16 protein-coding genes and 5 pseudogenes are annotated in these 19,969 nt (G+C 58.8%); 16 read left to right on the forward strand and 5 right to left on the reverse strand.

Translation table 11 applies throughout. The features are described from left to right. Positions 1 to 105: 105 nt before the first annotated feature. Both ACVI1L_RS23625 and ACVI1L_RS23630 read left to right on the forward strand, forming a co-directional pair. Entirely contained in the window at positions 106 to 420 is a 315-nt protein-coding gene (locus ACVI1L_RS23625; protein WP_456783924.1) for a hypothetical protein, read from the forward strand. Between the two features lie 129 nt (positions 421 to 549). Next, entirely contained in the window at positions 550 to 843 is a 294-nt protein-coding gene (locus tag ACVI1L_RS23630; protein WP_456783925.1) for a hypothetical protein, read from the forward strand. A gap of 183 nt (positions 844 to 1,026) precedes the next feature. Here the strand turns inward: ACVI1L_RS23630 and ACVI1L_RS23635 are convergent, their stop codons facing one another. From ACVI1L_RS23635 to ACVI1L_RS23645, 3 genes are read right to left on the reverse strand one after another with little or no spacing between them, the layout of a single operon-like run. Beyond that, on the reverse strand, positions 1,027 to 1,686 hold the full coding sequence (locus ACVI1L_RS23635; RefSeq protein ID WP_456783926.1) for a chorismate-binding protein: 660 nt from the start codon (positions 1,684 to 1,686) through the stop codon (positions 1,027 to 1,029). Between the two features lie 17 nt (positions 1,687 to 1,703). Then, complete coding sequence (locus tag ACVI1L_RS23640; RefSeq protein WP_456783927.1) at positions 1,704 to 2,009, reverse strand: hypothetical protein; 306 nt, start codon at positions 2,007 to 2,009, stop codon at positions 1,704 to 1,706. A 7-nt stretch (positions 2,010 to 2,016) separates the two neighbouring features. Next, the gene (locus ACVI1L_RS23645) at positions 2,017 to 2,451 is read right to left on the reverse strand and encodes a Dabb family protein (protein ID WP_456783928.1); all 435 of its coding nucleotides are present in this window, start codon (positions 2,449 to 2,451) and stop codon (positions 2,017 to 2,019) included. 477 nt (positions 2,452 to 2,928) lie between these two features. Between ACVI1L_RS23645 and ACVI1L_RS23650 the strand changes: the two are divergent. The 5 genes and pseudogenes from ACVI1L_RS23650 (at position 2,929) to ACVI1L_RS23670 (ending at position 8,777) form a co-directional block, all read left to right on the forward strand. After that, positions 2,929 to 3,462: pseudogene (locus ACVI1L_RS23650) on the forward strand (thiamine pyrophosphate-binding protein). Between the two features lie 10 nt (positions 3,463 to 3,472). After that, the gene (locus ACVI1L_RS23655) at positions 3,473 to 4,045 is read left to right on the forward strand and encodes a thiamine pyrophosphate-dependent enzyme (RefSeq protein WP_456783929.1); all 573 of its coding nucleotides are present in this window, start codon (positions 3,473 to 3,475) and stop codon (positions 4,043 to 4,045) included. Positions 4,046 to 4,053: 8 nt separating this feature from the next. After that, positions 4,054 to 5,531: pseudogene (locus tag ACVI1L_RS23660) on the forward strand (aldehyde dehydrogenase). 968 nt (positions 5,532 to 6,499) lie between these two features. Then, positions 6,500 to 7,516 carry a LysR substrate-binding domain-containing protein gene (locus tag ACVI1L_RS23665; protein ID WP_456783930.1) on the forward strand — a complete coding sequence of 339 codons (1,017 nt, stop codon included), beginning with the start codon at positions 6,500 to 6,502 and terminating at the stop codon, positions 7,514 to 7,516. A 229-nt stretch (positions 7,517 to 7,745) separates the two neighbouring features. Then, on the forward strand, positions 7,746 to 8,777 hold the full coding sequence (locus ACVI1L_RS23670) for a LysR family transcriptional regulator (RefSeq protein ID WP_456783931.1): 1,032 nt from the start codon (positions 7,746 to 7,748) through the stop codon (positions 8,775 to 8,777). Here the strand turns inward: ACVI1L_RS23670 and tnpB are convergent. Together tnpB and ACVI1L_RS23680 are read right to left on the reverse strand one after the other, a co-directional pair. Beyond that, entirely contained in the window at positions 8,705 to 9,118 is a 414-nt protein-coding gene (gene tnpB / locus ACVI1L_RS23675) for an IS66 family insertion sequence element accessory protein TnpB (RefSeq protein WP_456785594.1), read from the reverse strand. The genes ACVI1L_RS23670 and tnpB overlap by 73 nt on opposite strands. A 23-nt stretch (positions 9,119 to 9,141) precedes the next feature. Further along, positions 9,142 to 9,405: a hypothetical protein gene (locus ACVI1L_RS23680; RefSeq protein ID WP_456783932.1), complete on the reverse strand. Its 264-nt coding sequence runs from the start codon at positions 9,403 to 9,405 to the stop codon at positions 9,142 to 9,144. Between the two features lie 689 nt (positions 9,406 to 10,094). Between ACVI1L_RS23680 and ACVI1L_RS23685 the strand changes: the two are divergent. From ACVI1L_RS23685 to ACVI1L_RS23725, 9 genes and pseudogenes are all read left to right on the forward strand, one after another. Further along, positions 10,095 to 10,267 (forward strand): annotated as a pseudogene (locus ACVI1L_RS23685) (IS481 family transposase); the annotation flags it as partial. A 170-nt stretch (positions 10,268 to 10,437) separates the two neighbouring features. Next, positions 10,438 to 10,743 (forward strand): annotated as a pseudogene (locus ACVI1L_RS23690) (IS5/IS1182 family transposase); the annotation flags it as partial. Continuing rightward, a pseudogene (locus ACVI1L_RS23695) lies at positions 10,740 to 11,015 on the forward strand (IS701 family transposase); the annotation flags it as partial. The pseudogenes ACVI1L_RS23690 and ACVI1L_RS23695, both read left to right, overlap by 4 nt. Positions 11,016 to 12,011: 996 nt before the next feature. Further along, complete coding sequence (locus ACVI1L_RS23700; protein WP_456783933.1) at positions 12,012 to 12,791, forward strand: SDR family NAD(P)-dependent oxidoreductase; 780 nt, start codon at positions 12,012 to 12,014, stop codon at positions 12,789 to 12,791. Positions 12,792 to 12,872: 81 nt separating this feature from the next. Beyond that, a complete protein-coding gene (locus ACVI1L_RS23705; protein ID WP_456783934.1) occupies positions 12,873 to 13,652 on the forward strand; it encodes a LamB/YcsF family protein in 780 nt (259 codons plus the stop codon). A 49-nt stretch (positions 13,653 to 13,701) separates the two neighbouring features. After that, positions 13,702 to 14,403, forward strand: coding sequence for a 5-oxoprolinase subunit B family protein (locus ACVI1L_RS23710; RefSeq protein WP_456783935.1), 702 nt, complete (start codon positions 13,702 to 13,704; stop codon positions 14,401 to 14,403). Beyond that, positions 14,396 to 15,430, forward strand: coding sequence for a 5-oxoprolinase subunit C family protein (locus ACVI1L_RS23715; protein WP_456785595.1), 1,035 nt, complete (start codon positions 14,396 to 14,398; stop codon positions 15,428 to 15,430). Before ACVI1L_RS23710 ends, ACVI1L_RS23715 begins: the two co-directional genes overlap by 8 nt. Positions 15,431 to 15,631: 201 nt before the next feature. Then, positions 15,632 to 17,164, forward strand: coding sequence for an acyl-CoA carboxylase subunit beta (locus ACVI1L_RS23720; RefSeq protein WP_456783936.1), 1,533 nt, complete (start codon positions 15,632 to 15,634; stop codon positions 17,162 to 17,164). 2 nt (positions 17,165 to 17,166) lie between these two features. Continuing rightward, positions 17,167 to 19,182, forward strand: a complete 2,016-nt coding sequence (locus ACVI1L_RS23725; RefSeq protein ID WP_456783937.1) for an acetyl-CoA carboxylase biotin carboxylase subunit — start codon at positions 17,167 to 17,169, stop codon at positions 19,180 to 19,182. Positions 19,183 to 19,969 lie beyond the last annotated feature (787 nt).

Raw genomic sequence — 19,969 nt, forward strand, 5'->3', positions numbered from 1 at the left:
GGGCATAGGTACCGATGAAACCGAATAATTCCGGCTGAGGAAAGGACTCCGACTTCAGGTGCGCTTTTGAAGATGGCGAGGGAAAGGGTAGATTGGCGATGAGCCTTGAAACGCCCGATAAGGTTAGGATTAGGAGCTCTTCAGGGAAAGCTTTATTGCAAGGCGAAGGCGGAGCCTGACTTCCGCTTCTACGTGCTGTATGACAATATCTGCCATGCGGACATTCTGAGCCACGCCTACAAGCTGGCCCGCGTCAACGCGGGTGCATCAGGAGCGGACGGAATAACTTTCGAGCAGATCGAGCGTCGGGACTCGAAGCGTGGTTGGCTAGTGCGCGATGAACTCGTCACGAAGAACTATCGGTCCGATCCGGTGCGGCGGTGGCCCGAGGCGCCGTCGACCGGAATGTGCTGCGGCTGATTAAGTTATGGCTGCGAGTACCGGTCGAAGGGCGGGATAGGAACGGGGAAACGGCGCACGAGCGGCGGTAGCAACAATTGTGGCACGCCACATGGCGGCGTCCGCAGTCCGCTGCTCTCCATCATCTACATGAACCGGTTCCGGAAGCATTGGCGTCTCAGCGGTCGGCGTGAAGCATTCCGTGGCCCGATTATCTCCTATGCCGACGACTTCATCATTCTCAGCCGCGGCCACGCGGAAGACGCATTAATGTGGACGAAAGCGGTGATAACCACGCTTGGATTGACGCTCAACGAGACTAAAACCTCGGTGAAGAGTGCCCGATCGGAAAGCTTTGACTTGGGTACAGTGTGCTGCAGAGACACATGGAAAGGAGGGAAACAGCAAGGAGAAAACGGTGTCGTAAAGCTGCGTGAAAGATGAGGGCAGGTCCCTCGGGATCGGCTTGCAGGAGCACATCTCAAACAACTCCAAGTTGCTGCAGTAAAGAGCCGTGGTGGTGAGCGTTGGAACAAAAGCTCAAAGCAAGTCCTCGAGCAGGTATGCATCCGAAAAACGAATGAAAGTGAACCCACCGAAGACGCGTCGTTAAGAAGCTTGGCTTCGTCAAAACCAGAAGCCTATATCCCTTCTCGGACAAGTCTGTCCGGCGCCTGATGACTGGACGGAGGGCGACCGGCGCAGTGGGGACGCGAGGAGGATTTCAGCGCGGCGCTGATCTTCCTCGGGATCAGCAGAACGTAAGATCGTACCCTTGATCGGTCGCGTTTCGACTTGTCGTCCGTCAAGCTTCAAAAAACGCTCCGGAGAGCTTGATGCGATCGTCAGTTCGCCGTAGCGCAAAAGGGCTGCAAACGGCGCCGGGTTCACTGTCCGCAGCCGGCAGTAGAAAGTAAGCGGGTCGGGCAGAGGCGACACCTTAGCAGTGAAGCGTTGCGCAATATTGGCCTGGAATAGGTCCCCGGCCAGAATCAATTCGACGACGCGCTGGACGGCCGCAATGTAGCCTTCACGGCTAAAGCTCGAATGCCATGCGCCCGCCGTGCCTGGGAGTACAATCCGCTCTAATCTCGGCTTGGCAAGTAGCGCTGCAAACTCGTCGGCGCGACGACGAGCACGCTCGTTTCGTCGAGCGGAGTCTTGCTCCGGCCATCCGGTCGAGACGATCCAGCACCTGTGGCTCCGTTGGTCGAAGCTGACCACCACGTCATAGAGATGCAGGACGGATTGAGGCAGCCCTTGGCCGGGAGTTTTGGGCGCTGGCAATCGCTCTAACGTCCGGTTCAGATCGTAGCGAGGTAGCCAGCGGCATCGCCCTGGAACGGCGGGAGATCCGCGCGATGCGCTTGTCGGTATCCGGCGAGAAGCGCTCGAAGCACCGCCCATGGATCGCCCTCAATGACCTCTCCATTACAACTTGCTTGTCCATCCGCCACCAAATAGGTGCTGAATGGCTCACAGGCCAGATACGAATAACGCCCCAGCACGTTGTCCGGTGCCGCGCTATCGAGAAAAGTAAGTTGCGGCCGCTGCGCAAGACACCGCGGCGCTTTGACAGGCTCAATCCACTGCAATTCGCGGACGTACATTTGGCTATCATTCACCGACTGCTTGTATGCAGCGCGGCCCGTGTCGATCGTACCCCGTTCCAAATAGGCCTGTTTCGTACGAAATGTACGAGCCATCGAGGCTAATCATCAAGTTTGTCTTCGGCAGCTGGTCGGCCGAGATGGAATAAGCCGCCAGCGCCCAGCGAAATGCACATCTATTGATGGATCGTAGTCTGCAGCAAACCACAGCTCCCGGAGCGTTCGTACGCGCTGGATTACGTCCCGCTGCGAGGTTCCCCTCGCTGTCGAACTCTCCATAGACCACGACATCGATATCGTTGGCAAGCTGATCGCTCTTGCGGTTGCGCGCAATATCGAGTCGGCGTGCATATGGGATCGAGGCGAGAACCGATAGGCCTTCAACCATATGGTCGATATCGGCCTTGTTCTTTGCAGTGAAGAAGACGATATGACGGATCATGGTGCCCGCAAAGGTGACGTTGCAACTCAGTCGCATCCATATATCGGGGTCAAGCTTTGGGCAATGTTCGCATCATATTGACGGCAGATGCCGCGTTCGACACTCGTGCGGGCACGCGGGAGCGCAACAGAAGCTCACAAAAACCTTTTTCCTGATCAGGACGTGGGAATTGCCAAGCGCTCAAGGTCTGAATACCGCGCTCGGGAACGCGTGGCCGATCAATCTGCAATAGAATATTTCGATAGCTGTTCTAACCGCCGGGGTCTTGGACACGCGACAAGCTCTGATAGTCATTTGATCGACGGCCGCCGACGATAACTCGGCCGAATGCAAGCAGACGACTGTCCCGAGCGGCTTAGCAACGCGGAAGCTTGAGCGATTATCGGTCATGCGGAGATATCGATGCGACGATGACATCAAGAGCACCCGCGGCGCGTTTCGAGGTGACCGGCGGGACTTAGCCCCTAAGGAGCGGAAATGGATGCAGCAGTAGCCGAAAAGCAGGGTTGGCAGCACGATGTATTTAAGGTGCTGAAGCAACATAACGTAAAGCACGTCGTCTACGTGCCTGATGCGGGTCACTCGACCGCGATTCGAATGGCTGAAGCCGATCCCGAAATCAACTCGGTGGTTCTCACGACGGAGGAGGAGGGGGTCGGATATCTCGCTGGCGCTTGACTCGGTGGCGAGCGAGGTGCTTTGCTGATGCAGTCGAGCGGCGTGGGAAACTGCATCAATACGCTCGCGTTGCAGTCGTGTGCGCAGTTTCCGCTCCTGATGGTCGTGACCATGCGAGGCGACTGGGCTGAATTCAACTCTTGGCAGAATCCCACGGGGCAAGTGACCGAGCAGGCGCTCAAGCTCATGAACGTCATGACTTGGCGAGCCGGCGCACCGGAAGATGTCTCTCCGCTTTTGCATGGTGCCGCGACGATGGCCTTCAACGGCGACCGCGCTTGCGCATTGCTGCTTGGACAGCGGCTGATAGGAGAAAAGAAATGGATGAAGTGAGAACCAAGGCGTGCTCGATCGACGAGAGGCAGTTGCTCGTCTGCTAACGGGACGAAAGAAGCTGTTGGTCGTTACCGGATTGGGGGCAGCGTCGTACGATGTCATGGCCGCGGGCGACCATGATAACAACTATTATCTTTGGGCTGCGATGGGTAGCGCAGCGACCGTCGGCCTCGGGCTTGCGACGGCTCGCCCAGACTACTCCGTGCTCGTGCTTACCGGTGACGGCGAAATGCTCATGGGTTTCGGGGCGCTGGCGACTATTGCGGTCCGTAAACCGGCGAACCTTACGATTGCTGTGCTCGATAATGGGCGCTTCGGCGAGACCGGCATGCAGGAGAGCCATGCGGGTCGCGGGCTTGCCCTCGATCAGGTCGCTAAGACATGCGGATTCTCTTGGATGGCTGACATCGTTGAGCCTTCCGGCCTCGACGATCTGCGCGAACGGCTTGGCACTAGGAATGGCACTAAATTTGCCCGCATCCGCATCGCGGCCAACAGTCCGCCGCGAGTGCTGCCGTCGCGCGACGGCGCCTACATCAAGAACCGCTTCCGTTCGGCTCTTGGATTTCATTCAATCTGAGGTGCGTCATGACCGACTTGCAACGCTTCTACAACGTCGTTGATGGTAAGCAGGTCGCGAGCGAGAGCGGCCGTTGGCTTCCATCAAAGAATCCATTCACCGGCCGAGCCTGGGCGGAAGTACCGCAATGCTCGGCCGAAGACGTAGATGCCGCGGTTCAAACGGCCCATCGCGCCTTCGTCTCGGGCCCTTGGGCGAATCTTAATGCGACCGGTCGTGGCCGTCTGATGCGCAGGCTCGGGGATTTAATCGCTCGCGACGCCGAAAGGCTGGCAGCAATCGAGGTAAGGGATAATGGGAAACTTCTGGCCGAGATTGGCGGGCAATTGCGGTATATTCCAGAGTGGTTCTACTACTATGGCGGCCTTGCCGACAAAATCGAGGGGGGCATTCCGACCGACAAGCGTTCAACTACACCAAGCGTGAGCCTCTTGGTGTAGTTGTTGCCGTCACACCATGGAATTCGCCGCTTTTGCTGTTAACTTGGAAATTGGCTCCTGCGCTTGCTGCCGGCAACACGATCGTCATCAAGCCTTCGGAGTTTACTTCTTGCGCGACACTCGCGTTCATCGAGCTTGTGAAGGAAGCCGGATTCCCAGACGGTGTTGTTAATACAGTCACGGGTGTCGGTTCAGAGATAGGCGCGGCACTTGTCGAGCATTCCCGCGTGGCTAAGGTAGCATTCACAGGTGGAGATGCGACAGGCGCGGCCGTCTATGCGGCCGCTGCGAAGGGTATCAAGCACGTTACACTCGAATTGGGGGGAAATCGCCGAATATTGTTTTCGCGGATTCCAACATCGAGGATGATGTAAAGGGGGCAATTTCTGGCATATTCGCAGCTTCCGGTCAGACATGCATCGCCGGTTCGCGACTCCTGGTGCAGCGCTCAGTCTATCACGAGGTGTCCGAAAAGGTCGTCCAGTTCGCAGCGAGTGCAAGGTTGGGCGATCCGATGGAGCGAACGACACAGGTCGGTCCCATCACAACTGAGCAACAGCGCCAAAAGGTGCTGAACTATATTGACATCGCGCGGGGAGAGGGCGCCCGCTGTCTTCTCGGCGGCGCGACGCCGAACGCAGCCGAACTGCGCGACGGTTGGTTCGTCGAGCCGACGATCTTCGGTGATGTTTCGAACGGCATGCGTATCGCCTGAGAAGAGGTGTTCGGACCGGTATTATCAATCATTCCGTTCGAAGATGACGACGAGGCGATCGAAATCGCCAACGATAGTCTTTATGGCCTCGCAGCTGGATTGTGGACGTCCAGCATTCGTAGGGCTTTCAAGATGGCCGACAAGATACGCGCGGGGCACCGTCTGGGTGAATACCTACCGGGCGGTTAGTTTCATGGCGCCGTTCGGTGGCTACAAGCAGAGTGGAATAGGACGCGAGAACGGTCGGGACGCGATCAACGAATATCTACAGACGAAGTGCATCTGGATAAATCTCGCCGAAGGCGTGCCCGACCCGTTCGTGCTCCGCTAGCTGCGAATATTTTGGCATGCGGTACGTCGGCGGGGTCCTACCGCAAGAGTACCGGCTGGAGACTTGGAAGCCGCCGCGAGCGAGCGCCATCAGGACATCCGCGACTCCGTGCTCTGCCGCGGAGGTCCCTCCGGAACACCATCGCGCGAGCTTATTCTGAGGAATTCGTCGACGCCTCGATGAGAGACGTATGGACGGTAGCAGATCTTGGAGCAGTACGGTGGATCCGAACTGGGCCGAAGCGTTCATCAGTAATGGAGGAGATCAAGCGCTGGGGCAGCAACTCCGGCACTTCTCACGGTCGCATCAACAGCTGGTGACGTATGGCTCCCGAGGAGCCGCAGAAGCGCCATCTGCCCAAGATTGACAGCGGAGAACTTCGCTTGCAGGCGATGGGCTTGAGGGAGTTGGCCATTGCGAACTGGCCCACTCGCATCAAAGCGGTGCACAAAGACGATCAGTACTTCGTCAGCGACAAAAAGGTCTTGATCTCTCCAATCAGAAATCCGATCTCATGATCCTATTGGCGTGTCCGCAACACGACATGAAGCGCGAGTTATGAGACCTCACCTCTTGGAGCGGGTCAAGGCAGCGTTCGAGACTCCAAGCCACGAAGAACGATGCCTGCCGCGCGCGATCCGGTACCCGGCGGGAAGTTTTCATTCATCCTCATTAGGGCGCCCATCGACGAATGCCCGAGCCTCTTGTGCCCTAGCGTTCTAGCAGCGGCAACGATGCAACCGCTTTGGATGGTGTGATGATTGAGCAACCTGTGAAGCCACGAAGTCGCTGCGAGGTACTTGAGCCCAGACTCTCCAATAGGAGACACGGACCGACTCCTCGGTCCGGTTGAGGGATTGATCCAGGGCGAACGTTGGCTCCTCCTGAAATTGGCTGCGTGATATAGAATCAAATCGGAACGCCCTCGTCTCAATGAGAGGCTCTCTTTTGGAACGGCGCGGCCACCCATGGACATTGCCCAGCTTAAGACCCTGATCCACGTCGCTGAATTGGGAAGTCTCAGCAAGGCTGCGGACAGGCTCCAGGTGGCACAGCCCGCGTTGAGCCGGCAAATAAGGCTTCTGGAGAAGGAGCTAGGGACGCGTCTATTCGATCGTCACGGTCGCGGCATGGTGATCACGGACGCCGGCCGTGAGGTGCTCGAGCGGGCGGTCACGATCATGTCGCAGATGGACGAGATACGTGTAATGGCGGCGTCCGGTCACTCCTCATATAGAGGCACCGTTATGATCGGAATGACGCCCACTGTGTCGGAAATCGTCTCGGTTCCTCTCGTCCGCCGGATCAAGAACAGCCATCCGGAACTGGGAATTCGTCTCCTTTCCGCCTTCAGTGGTCATCTTCTGGACTGGGTTCAACGCGGAGAACTGGACGTCGCCGTCACCTACAATCCCCAGCCGCTGAAGTCTCTGCGGATCGTTCCCGTGTTAATGGAAGATCTATTCCAGATCAGCCCCGGCAAATTGCGCCAAACGTCATCGAAAGCAGTCGAGTTCAAACGTCTGGCCGGAGAGCGACTTGTGCTTCCAAGTCGGGGACACGGCCTTCGCGGCATCGTAGAGGAGGGAGCGCGCAGCGCGGCGATTGATCTGCATATTAGCGTCGAGGCCGATTCATTGGGGGCGATGGTCGATCTCGTTCGGAACGGCTTTGGTGCGACAATATTGCCGTTGGCGCCGATCTACGATCAGGTGAAACAAGGGATATTATCGGCCGCTCCGATTGTGCAACCAGCTCCGGTGCGTAAGTTGGTCTTGGCTTACTCGGCCGATCGCCCGGCGAGCCCGGCGGCGGGCTTCGTCGGACGCACGTTCGTAGAAATCGCCACGGATCTGGTGAAGCGGGACATCTGGATTGGGCGGTTGCTCGAGGGCGCGCCTGGGTTGAAAAATGCGCGCGCCGAGCCGCTGTTGCGGAATGCGCAGCCACACGCCGGCCTGCGACGAGGCCAGGTCAACCGATAGCCGCTCTCGATCAGGAGCGTTAACGTCGTCGGCTACCCGCAATAGGCGTTAGGGTAGAGGTGTTCATAAACTAGCGGCCACTGCTTGCTTTGCCCGGTTCCCACCTGGGCATCAAGCGACAGAGCTTGCAAAGGACCCCGGAGCGGGTTCCTGGGATCGTCGCCCCATCTCGCGCGCTCGGCATTGCGCTCTCGGGCGTGTTAAAATTGGCTAGAATTAGGAGTGATTTGTGCTGCTAAAGCAGGCTTTTATGGTTATAATTCACAAAATGGACATAAGGCACTTCCGTTATTTCGTGGCAGTCGCGGAAGCTCTCAGCTTCGCGAGGGCCGCTCGCGACTTGAATATGAGCCAGCCGCCTCTTTCGAAGCGCATTGCGGATTTGGAAAGCGATCTGGGCGTAAGGCTGTTTGATCGTACCAGCAAGAAGGTCAATTTAACTCCAGCGGGGGAGACGCTGCTGCCGCAAGCACGCAATGCCGTCCAAGCGTTTGACGCTGCACTGAGTTTGGTGAGGTCGCTCTCCCCGAGCCAAACACGGCGCCTTCGGATCGCACTTCCTCCCGAAACCTCGCGAGGTGTGCTGTCGAGCGTTCTAACGCGCCTGCAGCACGAGCGCGTCGAGGTGCATGTTGTCGAGGCATCTACAGCAGAGCAGCAACGTCTCATCTCGGCTGCAGAGATCGATGTCGGTGTTCTCCGCCATCCTTTTGAGAAGCGGGGCCTCTGGGCGTCTCCGCCGCTTGGCCAAGTTCTGGGCATTGTGATTGACGCAAAGCATCCACTCGCAAGACTGCAAAAGCTGCGTCTTCCGGACTTAAGCCCCTACCCGCTCGTGCACTTTCAGCGTGACTTCTCCCCGGGCCTTTACGACGAACTACTGGAGTTTTGCCGAGCTGGAGGCTACGTGCCTGTACGTATTCTGCATGCCGTGAAGATGACGGCGGCGTTTCTCAGGACAGAATCTGCGGTGACGTTTGCGACAGAGCGGGTTCTTAACCGGAGCGGCAACGCCGGATCAAAAGACTTCACTTGGAGACCTTTGGAAGGCTCGCCAATACACTGGTGGACATCGGTCGTCTGCAGATCAAATGAGTACGTTGGACTGACGCGTTTAGCCGTTGACGTGACATTTGCGGCTCTCCAGCAGCACGAAGACTGGGTTCCTATGCCCCGTCCACATAGAGTTCAACAGAGGAGGGCGAGTTCACAAAACATAAAGCCCACCAGGCAGCGCCTCGCACACGAAAGCGCGCGGTGATCCGGGCTTGAGGCGAGCGGATATGCCATTGGCCTGATGCGCCGCCCGAATTGCTGGTCGATTGTGGGAGACAATCGCGAACATCGAAACTCAGGAACGGGCCAGCTGATTGGTTGTGACCGGTATGAGTTCCACTGCGCAGCATTCAGCTGCACTCGATGATGTCCGATCCGCGGCCAGCAGAACCTCGCCTTCGCCAGAAGCTTCACTCGGTCCATGCGCTTGCTGCGGAACACGAAGACGTCGCCGCAATGCGGGTTCGCACGCAGCGCTTCGCTCACCAGCGCCGATAGCGTGTGCACCGACTTGCGAAAGTCGACCGGCTGTGCCGGCAGCACCACCTTGAGGTCAGACCGTAATGCAATCAACGGATGCGCCGAAGCGCCGATAGCACTGTCGAAAGCGTCGCCAGCTCCACTCCGGGCTCGACCCGGATGTGTGCCCCGCTCACCTCGATCTCGATCGTCCCGCCAAGCTTGCCTGGAGGCGATGCCATCTGCGGCAGCACCTTATGCGCGGACGCTAACCGGTCCGGCTCGTTTGCCGTCTCCGGACCGCTCTCGGAAGCGATCCGGACCGGCACGAAGCCTGGCGCCTGAAGCTTGCTGCCGTCGCGAACTTGCGCCACGCCGTCAGCAGCCCACGAACAACGCCGTGGCGCCGAGCGACCTCGGAAATATTGACCCTTCCTCGAAGCTCTCCGCCGCGATCCGGGCCTTCTCTTCCGCCGTCCAGTGCCGTCGCCGACGGCTGTCCCGTGATCACCTCGATCCGACGATAGGAGCCGCCTTGCTGCCTGGCATCAAGCATGGCATCTGCCATAGCCCACCTCCAAAAGACAGTTCATACCCGGCTGTATCGCAGCTCATTCGCGCGATGCCCAGGTGGGGCCTCATACCGGTTACGATTGGTCGGCAGCCACCTCTCGTCTAGATGTTTGAGCCCGAGTTTTGATGAGACATCCTTACTTTAAGACTCAAAGATGCGCCATGCGTCAAGTTCTTCACAGGAGGGCCGGGACGACAGAGGCGATTCGTCGATCGATACATCAAGCGAACCTGGGGGCGCTGCAGAAACACCACGGATAAGCAAAGGCCGTTGCCAAATGGAAATGCGAACCATGGTTGTTGACCTCCCAACGCGGTCCGCGACAGGCAAGATTGACGGTGCGCTGTCTGCGGAAGAAAAGGCGATCAACATCGGCTTTCGTTGCTACACGCTGTTGCCACTCGATGATTGCTTACATGGACTGCAGCATGTAGCCGACGATCCCTCCTCCGACAGGCTTAGCGCGTACGGCGAACTGTTGGGGGCCCCGCGTTCAAACACGCTTGCGCCAGGATCGACATCGAGCACCGGACCACTAAGGCAAGGCACCCGTGGCCACCGGTCAGGTCTAGCGAATGAACCGAACTATCAAAGAGGCAACAGTCAAGCGCTTCCGCGACGAGAGCCACGACCAGTTCCGCCAGCGTCTCGCTGACTTCGTCGTCCGTGAAGAACGCAGGTCGGCCCTGGGAGACGTGCAGAAGTTGCCTCGATAAAGTATTCGATTTTGCAGGAAAGCCGGATGTTGTGACGCGCTTTCTTGCGTTTTTGGATTTCGCTTTCGAGTGATTCGTGATTCCATGATGGCGGGTCATCGGCATTGCGGAAGGCGATGAGAAAACCGCGGAACGATCGCCAGAAGGACCTGCTGTTTCCTGCGCTCGATCAAATCATCGACATGGGTCGCCCGCTGGTGCGACTAGCGGCGCTGATCGATTGCAAGTTTCTGGATGACCGCTTTGATTCGGTGTATCAAACCGGTCCCGGACAGCCTGGCTTGCCGAAGCAGCCTGTCGCTGGCCTGTTCATTCTGAAGCACATACACAACCTGTCGGATGACGTGTTGTATGCCCGCTGGATCGAGAACCCCTACTACCAATATTACTGGGGCGAGTTGAGTTTCTGCCACGCCTTGCCGACGGTGAACTCTCTTGCTTCACCACATGGTGTCCCGAGGGTACCTCGATCGAGAACCTCGTTCGCGTTGAAGGAGCGCGATGGCGCGTCGAAGAAGGTTTTGAGACGACAAAGGGCGAGCTCGGTCTCGACCACGCTCTTGGCACGGCTGGCACCGGGTGTCTCCCTCATGACCACCGTCCGATCCCAGGTGAATGCGATCATGCCGAAAAAACGAAATCGACGCACCGGCAAGGCTCATCCGCTGGTCGGTCCAGGAAATCCGACGCCTCATTCCGACGCGCCCATCAAGCCGCAGCTCGAAAGGCGCACCTCAAATCAAAATGCAACTGTAGTGCTAGGGGTTCATTTGCAAGCTCGAGCTGCCAACCCGAACGCTTCGTTACCAATACGCTCAAGCAATTGCCGAGGCCAGCATCTAGGACGACTACCGCGGCATTGTCATCGCTCATGATAGTCACTTCCATTTAGTTGACGATCGCTGGCGCAGGCTTCAGGCATTCATCGACGACCGCATCAATTCCAATCTCGTGCCCCCGAAAGTCGTTTCGGCTTTGGCCGAGATCGTTCGTTTACGATGGTCTAGTATTACATTTCATTTGCGCAGAAGGGGCGTGTGCCACGCCACCATCTGATCGCGGCGTACATGATCAATTCCAATGCGGTATGAGTCTCTCCGAAATCGGTATTGGCGTTCCCGGATGTCGATGCTTCACAACGACATCAGCTGATCAGCTTTGCAAGGTGCCGAAAACTGAGCGAACGCGAGTAACCGATGTGATCGATCCCTCGACTGAGGAGGCTCTTACGCTTGTTGGTAGCTCAAAGGAAGGTAGTCTATCACCACTTCAGCCGATGGTCTGAGGGCCAACGGCCTTGGGCGTGGCGATTGCGTCATCGCGGCCTGTGCAGCGTCAAACCCGTAATGCCAATCCAGTGTTGATCTCACTGGAATTGGTGTGCTCCTCGCGGAGCCGGTCTTCCCATAGTGCCATAAGGATGCTCATGCCAAAAGTGCATCACCGCTACCGTCCAACGCCACTCCACGTGCAAGCGAGCCACAAGATTGCAAGGAGCTTGCTGCTGGGGGGATGTCACGACTCCAACCGCTTCTACCAGTTCTCCCAGCTCGAGGAGTTTTGTTCTAAGTGGCTGCGGGAATGTTGGGGGGCGCACCTGATGCTGTTTTATTCGACCGAGCTCGGAAATTAGAAGCGGGCAGACTCGGTGACCCGCCATGAGCGTCTTTTATAGACTGAGGAGCACAATATGAAGTTGGCGGAGAAGGTCGCGGTTATTACCGGCGCGGCGCGCGGCATAGGGCGGGCGTGCGCAGAGCGACTTCTGATCGAAGGCGCGAAGGTTGTTGTCGCCGATATAGATAGCGCGCGTCTGAGTGAGACAGCCAAATCTCTCGGGGCCGGAGGGAAGATCCTGTCTGTCGTCACGGATGTGAGCAAGAAGGAAGAAGTCGAGGCGCTGATTGCCTCCGCGGTAAGCAAGTTCGGCCGCATCGACATAATGGTCAATAATGCCGGCATCGCTCAGGTGAAGCCGTTCTTAGATATCTCGAAAGTCGATTTCGACAGGGTTCTTAGCGTCAATCTGGAAGGTGCGTTTTGGGGCACTCAAGCGGCCGCGAAACAGATGATCGCTCAAGGCGGGGGTGGCGTAATCATCAACATGTCGTCGATCAACTCAGGATTGGCAAATCCAAACGTTGCAACCTATGCCATCACAAAGGCCGGCATGAACCAGGTCACCGGGACTGCCGCCGTCGCCTTTGCGAGAAACGGTATTCGCGTCGTTGGTGTCGGTCCGGGCACGATCGACACTGAAATGGTGCGCGGAGATTTTGTCGCCAGTGCGACTGACAGCGCCATCATCGCGCGGACTCCTATGGGGCGATATGGAACCGCCTCCGAAATCGCTTCTGTCGTGGCCTTCCTCGCGAGCGACGATGCGTCCTACATCACCGGCGAAACGATCTACCCGGACGGGGGCCGGCGTGTTCTGAACTATGTGATGCCCGATCCGGAGACTGCCTAGTGAGTATCTTCGAAAGGCTCCACTTATCGCATCGACGTGCCACATTACAAATTGCAGGCGTACTCCGAGTTTAGGTGAAGTATGTCTATCGCGATAGACCTGAACTCTGATCTGGGCGAGGGCTATGGATCCTGGCGTATGGGCGATGACGCGGCGATCTTGACCGTAGTCACCAGTGCAAACATCGCTTGCGGCGGTCACGCGGGCGATCCTGCGACCATGTGTGAGACTCTTTCGCTGGCCAAGGACTGGAAGGTTATTGCGGGTGCCCATCCCGGGTTTGCTGACCGGGAAGGCTTCGGCCGACGGCTCCTTCCATTGAGCGGACGCGAGGTCGAGCAATTGGTTGCGACCCAACTAGGAGCGCTCTTGGGTGCGGCTGCGCTGGCTAGATGCGCGGTGCGTTACGTAAAACCGCATGGCGCATTGGGGAACTGGGCTGCTGACGAGCGACCGATTGCTGATGCAATTGTCCGAGCAACTAAGGCGGTATCGTCCGATCTCGCGATTCTCGCAATTTCCGGAACCGAGCTTGAAAGTGCTGGCAGGAAAGCTGGGCTCTCTGTGTTTAGCGAGGTGTTTGCTGATCGTGGGTATCTCCGAACCGGACGTCTCGTTCCCCGCAAACTTGCGGGCGCAATGATCCATGATCCAAAAGCCGCAGCACAGCGCCTCCTCGATTTCTTGTCCAGTGGATTGATGCCGACGGTGGACGCTGAGCCAATTAGGCTAGAGGCACATTCGATTTGTGTTCATGGCGATAGCGAAGGCGCTCTGGCTATGGCACGTCATTTGCGGGGGGCTCTTGAAGCCGCAGGCATTAAACTACGCCCGTTTATTCAAGAGTACCTGGCCGACTAATCGCCACGGACTTCGTTGACTCCTGAGGGGCGGATTAAGACTGAGCGCTATGCTGATAGGATCCGTTGCCGAATTCCCGCAATACCGACCGGTCGCCGAGCACGCCTTGCTTGTCGAGTTTGGTGAAGAGATCAACACCGCGACGCACGACCGAGTGCTACAATTCGATCGGGCTCTGTCGAAATCGCCGTTCGAGGGTTTTGTCGAAGCGATTCCCGCTTACGCCAGTGTTCTCGTCTGCTTCGATCCCTTGTTGACCGACCACGCGGCTGTGAGGCATGCTGTTGCTGCGCTTGTCGTCGCCGGCCCCTCGGAGAAGCTCGCCGGAGCGCTCTGGGAAGTTGAGATCTGCTACGATCAGGAATTCGCCACCGATCTGGCCCGTGTGGCGGAAGCCTGCGGGCTGAGCCAAGAGGAAGTCATCTCGGCTCATTCATCCGGTGATTACAAGGTCTATATGTACGGTTTCGCGCCGGGCTATGCTTACATGGCGGGAGTTCCTCCTTCGATCCAACTTCCTCGGAAGCAGGCGGCTGTGCGCGATATCCCCGCGGGCAGCGTGCTTATCGCCGGGTCGCAATGTCTGGTTACGACCCTCAAGATGCCAACTGGGTGGTGGATAATTGGTCGGTCACCGACGAGGATTTTGAACGAGGCAGCAGCCAATCGGCCATTCCTATTCGATGTTGGCGATAGCGTTCGCTTTCAACGCATCAGCCGAGCACAATATGAAAGCGCACGGCATGGGTGACGCTGTGTTGTCCGTCGTATCCGCCGGCCCCCACGTTTCTATCCAGGATGCGGCTCGTACCAGTTTTATGCGCTTTGGGGTTCCGGCTTCGGGTCCCATGGACCGGTCCTCTTTCATTGCCGCCAATGTGGCTTTGGGGAATAGCCCAGGCACTCCAGCCATCGAGGTTTCGATGGGAGGCATTTCGATCGAATGCGACAGTGGGGCTTTGAGTGCAGCGGTCGCAGGTGGCGGATTTTTCGTCGAGAGCGCCGGCCTCAAGACCGGTTCTTGGGCGGTAATTTCCCTGCGTGCAGGGGAGCGTCTCACGGTCCGCCCCGGCTCGTGGGGGAGTTGGACCTACTTGGCATTCGCTGGCGAGCTTGTGGCTGAACGGTGGCTGGTCAGCGCCTCGACTCATGCAATCTCTGGCTTCGGAGGAGGAAAAATATCACCCGGTCAACGACTCGTCATTCGTGGTGCGTCGCTGCGTCAAGAGCGCGAGGGGGACATATTGCGCCCATCTGCGTCTCCCGAATCAAAGCTCCATGTCGTCGTTGGCCCACAGGACCGCTTCTTTAGCGACGACGCTCTCGCTACGCTACTTTCGAGCTCCTTTCACCTAAGTGATGCGTACGATCGCATGGGCGTTCGGTTAAGGGGACCCGCGCTTGTGCCGAAGGGTCCTCTGGATATGCCATCGGAGCCGGTCATCCGTGGCTCCATTCAAATATCGGGCGATGGCGTGCCGACCATCCTATTGGCGGATCATCAGACGACAGGCGGCTATCCGAAGATAGCGACGGTTTTGGACTGCGAGCTCGACGCCTTCGTGCAAATGCGCAGTCGCGACGAAGTTCGTTTCGTGTCTCTTAATCCAGAGCAGGCGATCAATATGGCTCGTAGTCGGGCTGCCGCTCTGAGCCGATATTATTCGGCCATTTCGCGGTCCGGGAGAAGTTTGGCACAAAAATTGATGGGCGAAAATCTCGTCAGCGGTGTGGTTGACGCTCGCTCCAACACGTCCTCAAGCGTCGAGACGAAGTAGGCTGCAGGAGCTGCCGATGGTCGACAATGAAAAGCGCAGCACGAATTTCGTCTTAGACGCGGCCAAGTACTTCGCCGAAGTTCTAAAAACCTGTGGAGCGTGAGAGGGGCACGTCCGTACTAAAGTGTAGGCAATCAATGTCGTCAGAGAGAACGAATCCGCGCTCGATTGTATACGTCCGAGGTATCAGAAGGCTCAATTATGTTTGAGGTCATTGATAAACTTGATAATCGACGCGCCGGCGCCAAGCTGGGCGGCGGCGAGAAGCGCGTCGAGGCGCAGCACGCCCGCGGCAAGCTGACCGCGCGGGAGCGTATCGAGCTGTTGCTGGACAAGGGCTCGTTCGAGGAATTCGACATGTTCGTCGAGCACCGCGCGATCGAGTTCGGCATGGAGAAGAGCAAGATCCCCGGCGACGGTGTCGTCACCGGTTGGGGCACGGTCAACGGCCGCAAGACGTTCGTCTTTGCCAAGGATTTTACGGTGTTCGGCGGCTCGCTTTCCGAAACCCACGCGCTGAAAATCACGAAACTGCAGGACATGGCGATGAAGGCGAGGGCGCCGATCATCGGTCTCTACGACGCCGGCGGCGCGCGTATCCAGGAGGGCGTCGCTGCTCTGGCGGGCTATTCCTATGTGTTCCGCCGCAACGTGCAGGCCTCGGGCGTGATCCCGCAGATCTCCGTCATCATGGGCCCCTGCGCCGGCGGCGACGTCTATTCGCCCGCGATGACCGACTTCATCTTCATGGTGAAGAACACCAGCTACATGTTCGTCACCGGCCCCGACGTGGTGAAGACCGTCACCAACGAAGTGGTGACCGCCGAGGAACTCGGCGGCGCCTCGGTGCACGCCACGCGCTCCTCGATCGCCGACGGCGCGTTCGAGAACGACGTCGACGCGCTGCTGCAGATGCGCCGCCTGATCGACTTCCTGCCCTCGAACAACAGCGACGGCGTGCCGGAATGGCCGAGCTTCGACGATATCGGGCGGGTCGACATGTCGCTCGACACGCTGATCCCCGACAATCCGAACAAGCCCTACGACATGAAGGAATTGATCCTGAAGGTCGTCGACGAGGGTGACTTCTTCGAGATCTCGGAGACCTTTGCGAAAAACATCGTCACCGGCTTCGGCCGCATCGCCGGCCGCACCGTCGGCTTCGTCGCCAACCAGCCGATGGTGCTGGCGGGCGTGCTCGACAGCGATGCCTCGCGCAAAGCGGCGCGCTTCGTGCGGTTCTGCGACGCCTTCAACATCCCGATCGTCACCTTCGTCGACGTGCCGGGCTTCCTGCCGGGCACGAGCCAAGAATATGGCGGCCTGATCAAGCACGGCGCAAAGCTGCTGTTCGCCTATTCGCAGTGCACGGTGCCGCTCGTCACCATCATCACCCGCAAGGCCTATGGCGGCGCCTTCGACGTCATGGCCTCGAAGGAAATCGGCGCCGACATGAACTACGCCTGGCCGACCGCCCAGATCGCCGTGATGGGCGCCAAGGGCGCGGTGGAGATCATCTTCCGCTCTGACATCGGCGACCCCGACAAGATCGCCGCCCGCACCAAGGAATATGAAGATCGCTTCCTGTCGCCCTTCATCGCCGCTGAACGCGGCTACATCGACGACGTCATCATGCCGCATTCGACAAGGCGGCGGATCGCGCGGGCGCTGGCGATGCTCAGCGATAAGAAGGTCGAGATTCCCGCGAAGAAACACGACAACCTGCCTCTGTGATCATGTTCAAGAAAATCCTGATCGCCAACCGCGGCGAGATCGCCTGCCGGGTCATCAAGACTGCGCGCCGTATGGGGATTGAGACGGTCGCCGTCTATTCCGAGGCCGACCGCGACGCGCTGCATGTCGAGATGGCCGATGAGGCCGTGCTGATCGGACCGCCCGCCGCGGCCGAGAGCTATCTTTTGATCGACAAGATCGTCGAGGCCTGCCGCAAGACCGGCGCGCAGGCGGTGCATCCCGGTTACGGCTTCCTGTCCGAGCGCGAGGCGTTTCCGCGCGCGCTCGAAGCCGCCGGCATCGTCTTCATCGGTCCGAACCCCGGCGCCATCGCCGCGATGGGCGACAAGATCGAATCCAAGAAGGCCGCGGCGAAGGCGAAGGTTTCGACCGTGCCGGGTCATCTCGGGGTCATCGAGGACGACAAGCACGCCGTCCAGATCGCTGACGAGATCGGCTACCCCGTGATGATCAAGGCCTCCGCCGGCGGCGGCGGCAAGGGCATGCGCATCGCGCATTCGAAGGCGGAGGTCGCCGAAGGCTTCAACCTCGCCAAGGCCGAGGCGAAGTCGTCGTTCGGCGACGACCGCGTCTTCATCGAGAAATTCATCGTCGATCCCCGGCACATCGAGATCCAGGTGCTCGGCGACAAGCATGGCAATGTGATCTATCTCGGCGAGCGCGAGTGCTCGATCCAGCGCCGCAACCAGAAGGTCATCGAGGAGGCGCCGTCGCCGCTGCTCGACGAGACCACCCGCCGCAAGATGGGCGAGCAGGCCGTCGCGCTGGCGAAGGCCGTGAACTACGATTCGGCCGGCACCGTGGAATTCGTCGCCGGCCAGGACAAGAGCTTCTACTTCCTGGAGATGAACACCCGCCTGCAGGTCGAGCATCCCGTCACCGAATTGATCACCGGCATCGATCTCGTCGAGCAGATGATCCGCGTCGCCGCCGGCGAGAAGCTCGCGATCGCGCAGAAGGACGTGACGCTGACCGGCTGGGCGGTGGAATCCCGCGTCTATGCCGAGGATCCGTTCCGCAACTTCCTGCCGTCGATCGGGCGCCTGGTGAAATACCGTCCGCCGGCCGAGGCCAGCCATGACGGCATCACGATCCGCAACGACACCGGCGTGCAGGAAGGCGGCGAGATTTCGATCCATTACGATCCGATGATCGCCAAGCTCGTCACCCACGCCCCGTCGCGCGCCGCGGCGATCGAGGCGCAGGCGACCGCGCTCGACGCCTTCTATGTCGACGGCATCCGGCACAACATTCCGTTCCTGTCGGCCTTGATGAACCATCCGCGCTGGCGCGAGGGCCGGCTGTCGACCGGCTTCATTGCGGAAGAGTTCCCCAAGGGATTTTCGGCGCACGCACCCGAGGGCGAGTTCGCGCGGCGGCTAGCCGCGGTCGGCGCCGCCATCGACCACGTGCTGGGCGAGCGCAAGCGGCAGATCTCCGGCCAGATGGGCGGCCGCGTGGTGCTGCGCGAGCGCCGCCGCGCGGTGTGGCTCGACCGCGCCGAGATCGCGCTCGATGTCGCCCGCGAGGGTGACGCGATTGCGGTGCGCTTCATTGCCGCCGACGGGCTGCCGGGCAACCCTCATAACCTCGTATCGAGCTGGATCCCGGGCGATCCGGTTTGGCAGGGCACCATCGACGGCAACTTCGTCGCCGTGCAGGTGCGGGCGATCAACAACGGCTTCCGCCTCGCGCATCAGGGTTTTGAGATCCCGGTCTATGTTTTCACCGAGACCGAGGCGACCTCGGCGCGGTTGATGCCGGTGGTCTCGGCCGCCGACACCGGCAAGAAGTTGCTGTGCCCGATGCCTGGTCTCGTGGTGTCGATCGCGGTGACCGAGGGGCAGGAGATCAAGGCCGGCGAGACCCTGGCGGTGGTCGAAGCCATGAAGATGCAGAACGTGCTGCGCGCCGAGCGTGAGGGCACGGTCAAGAAGATCCACGCCGCCGCCGGCGCCACGCTGGCAGCGGATGCGTTGATCCTGGAGTTTGTCTGAAATCTTTTACGCTCACTGCCATCGTTGACCAACGCATTCTGCACCTGATTAAGTCGGGAGCGCGATTGATGGTTCTCGATGAGCGAAGAAGGATTGCCGACGAGAAGATCAAGGCTGATCGATTTCGATCGCACGGCAAATATGTGATCAATCCGGTGTACTCCGCATCCGGCCAGAATGACATCACTGCCTCAACTGACTTCCGGGATCCTCACGTACGCTGCTCTACCTCAAACCGTTTGGAAATAGGTCAGCTTTCTACGCGAGACATTGAAGACGTTCTACAGGACCACGCCTCCTCTAGTCTACGAGTTTCGCCTCATTCCAATCTGGTATGGACTCTTCCGAATTTGGTATTGGTCTAGCCTCGGCCGGTTTGTCCAAAATTCAACCGAAACCTCCAGCACGTACCGCATTCCCCGACTGGATACATGGGCCAAGGTTTACGAATGCTAGCTACCTCAGCAGAACTAAGTGAAAGCGATTTCGGAGTGTCATCTAGCGCTCGCAGAGCGGCCGTTGGCAACCGCACGGACGGCTTTCTGCAGCGGCTCCAAAGAACTCCCATTTGCGGTTCGTGCAACATTCGCAAAGCCATTCACGGCAGCATGGGCTATGGCTGCGAGCCGTACGATGCGGTATCAACTCGAAATATCATGGCCAGTTGGCGCACGCCAAAGGAGGCGATTGATCCTCTCTACTAATCGATGAGAATAGTCTCAAGGGTACCGAGCAACAGGAGTTCAATCCGCCCGATCCGCGTGGTCCAGTATGAATTCGGTGTTAG

The organism is Bradyrhizobium sp. USDA 4516 (assembly GCF_054055915.1).

What these genes read in the sequence shown, in the direction of transcription:
- ACVI1L_RS23630 (WP_456783925.1), top strand. Translation starts at nt 550, where the DNA reads ATGAACCGGTTCCGGAAGCATTGGCGTCTCAGCGGTCGGCGTGAAGCA.
- ACVI1L_RS23645 (WP_456783928.1), bottom strand. Translation starts at nt 2,451, where the DNA reads ATGATCCGTCATATCGTCTTCTTCACTGCAAAGAACAAGGCCGATATC.
- ACVI1L_RS23640 (WP_456783927.1), bottom strand. Translation starts at nt 2,009, where the DNA reads ATGTACGTCCGCGAATTGCAGTGGATTGAGCCTGTCAAAGCGCCGCGG.
- ACVI1L_RS23700 (WP_456783933.1), top strand. Translation starts at nt 12,012, where the DNA reads ATGAAGTTGGCGGAGAAGGTCGCGGTTATTACCGGCGCGGCGCGCGGC.
- ACVI1L_RS23715 (WP_456785595.1), top strand. Translation starts at nt 14,396, where the DNA reads ATGGGTGACGCTGTGTTGTCCGTCGTATCCGCCGGCCCCCACGTTTCT.
- ACVI1L_RS23665 (WP_456783930.1), top strand. Translation starts at nt 6,500, where the DNA reads ATGGACATTGCCCAGCTTAAGACCCTGATCCACGTCGCTGAATTGGGA.
- ACVI1L_RS23725 (WP_456783937.1), top strand. Translation starts at nt 17,167, where the DNA reads ATGTTCAAGAAAATCCTGATCGCCAACCGCGGCGAGATCGCCTGCCGG.
- ACVI1L_RS23710 (WP_456783935.1), top strand. Translation starts at nt 13,702, where the DNA reads ATGCTGATAGGATCCGTTGCCGAATTCCCGCAATACCGACCGGTCGCC.
- ACVI1L_RS23705 (WP_456783934.1), top strand. Translation starts at nt 12,873, where the DNA reads ATGTCTATCGCGATAGACCTGAACTCTGATCTGGGCGAGGGCTATGGA.
- ACVI1L_RS23720 (WP_456783936.1), top strand. Translation starts at nt 15,632, where the DNA reads ATGTTTGAGGTCATTGATAAACTTGATAATCGACGCGCCGGCGCCAAG.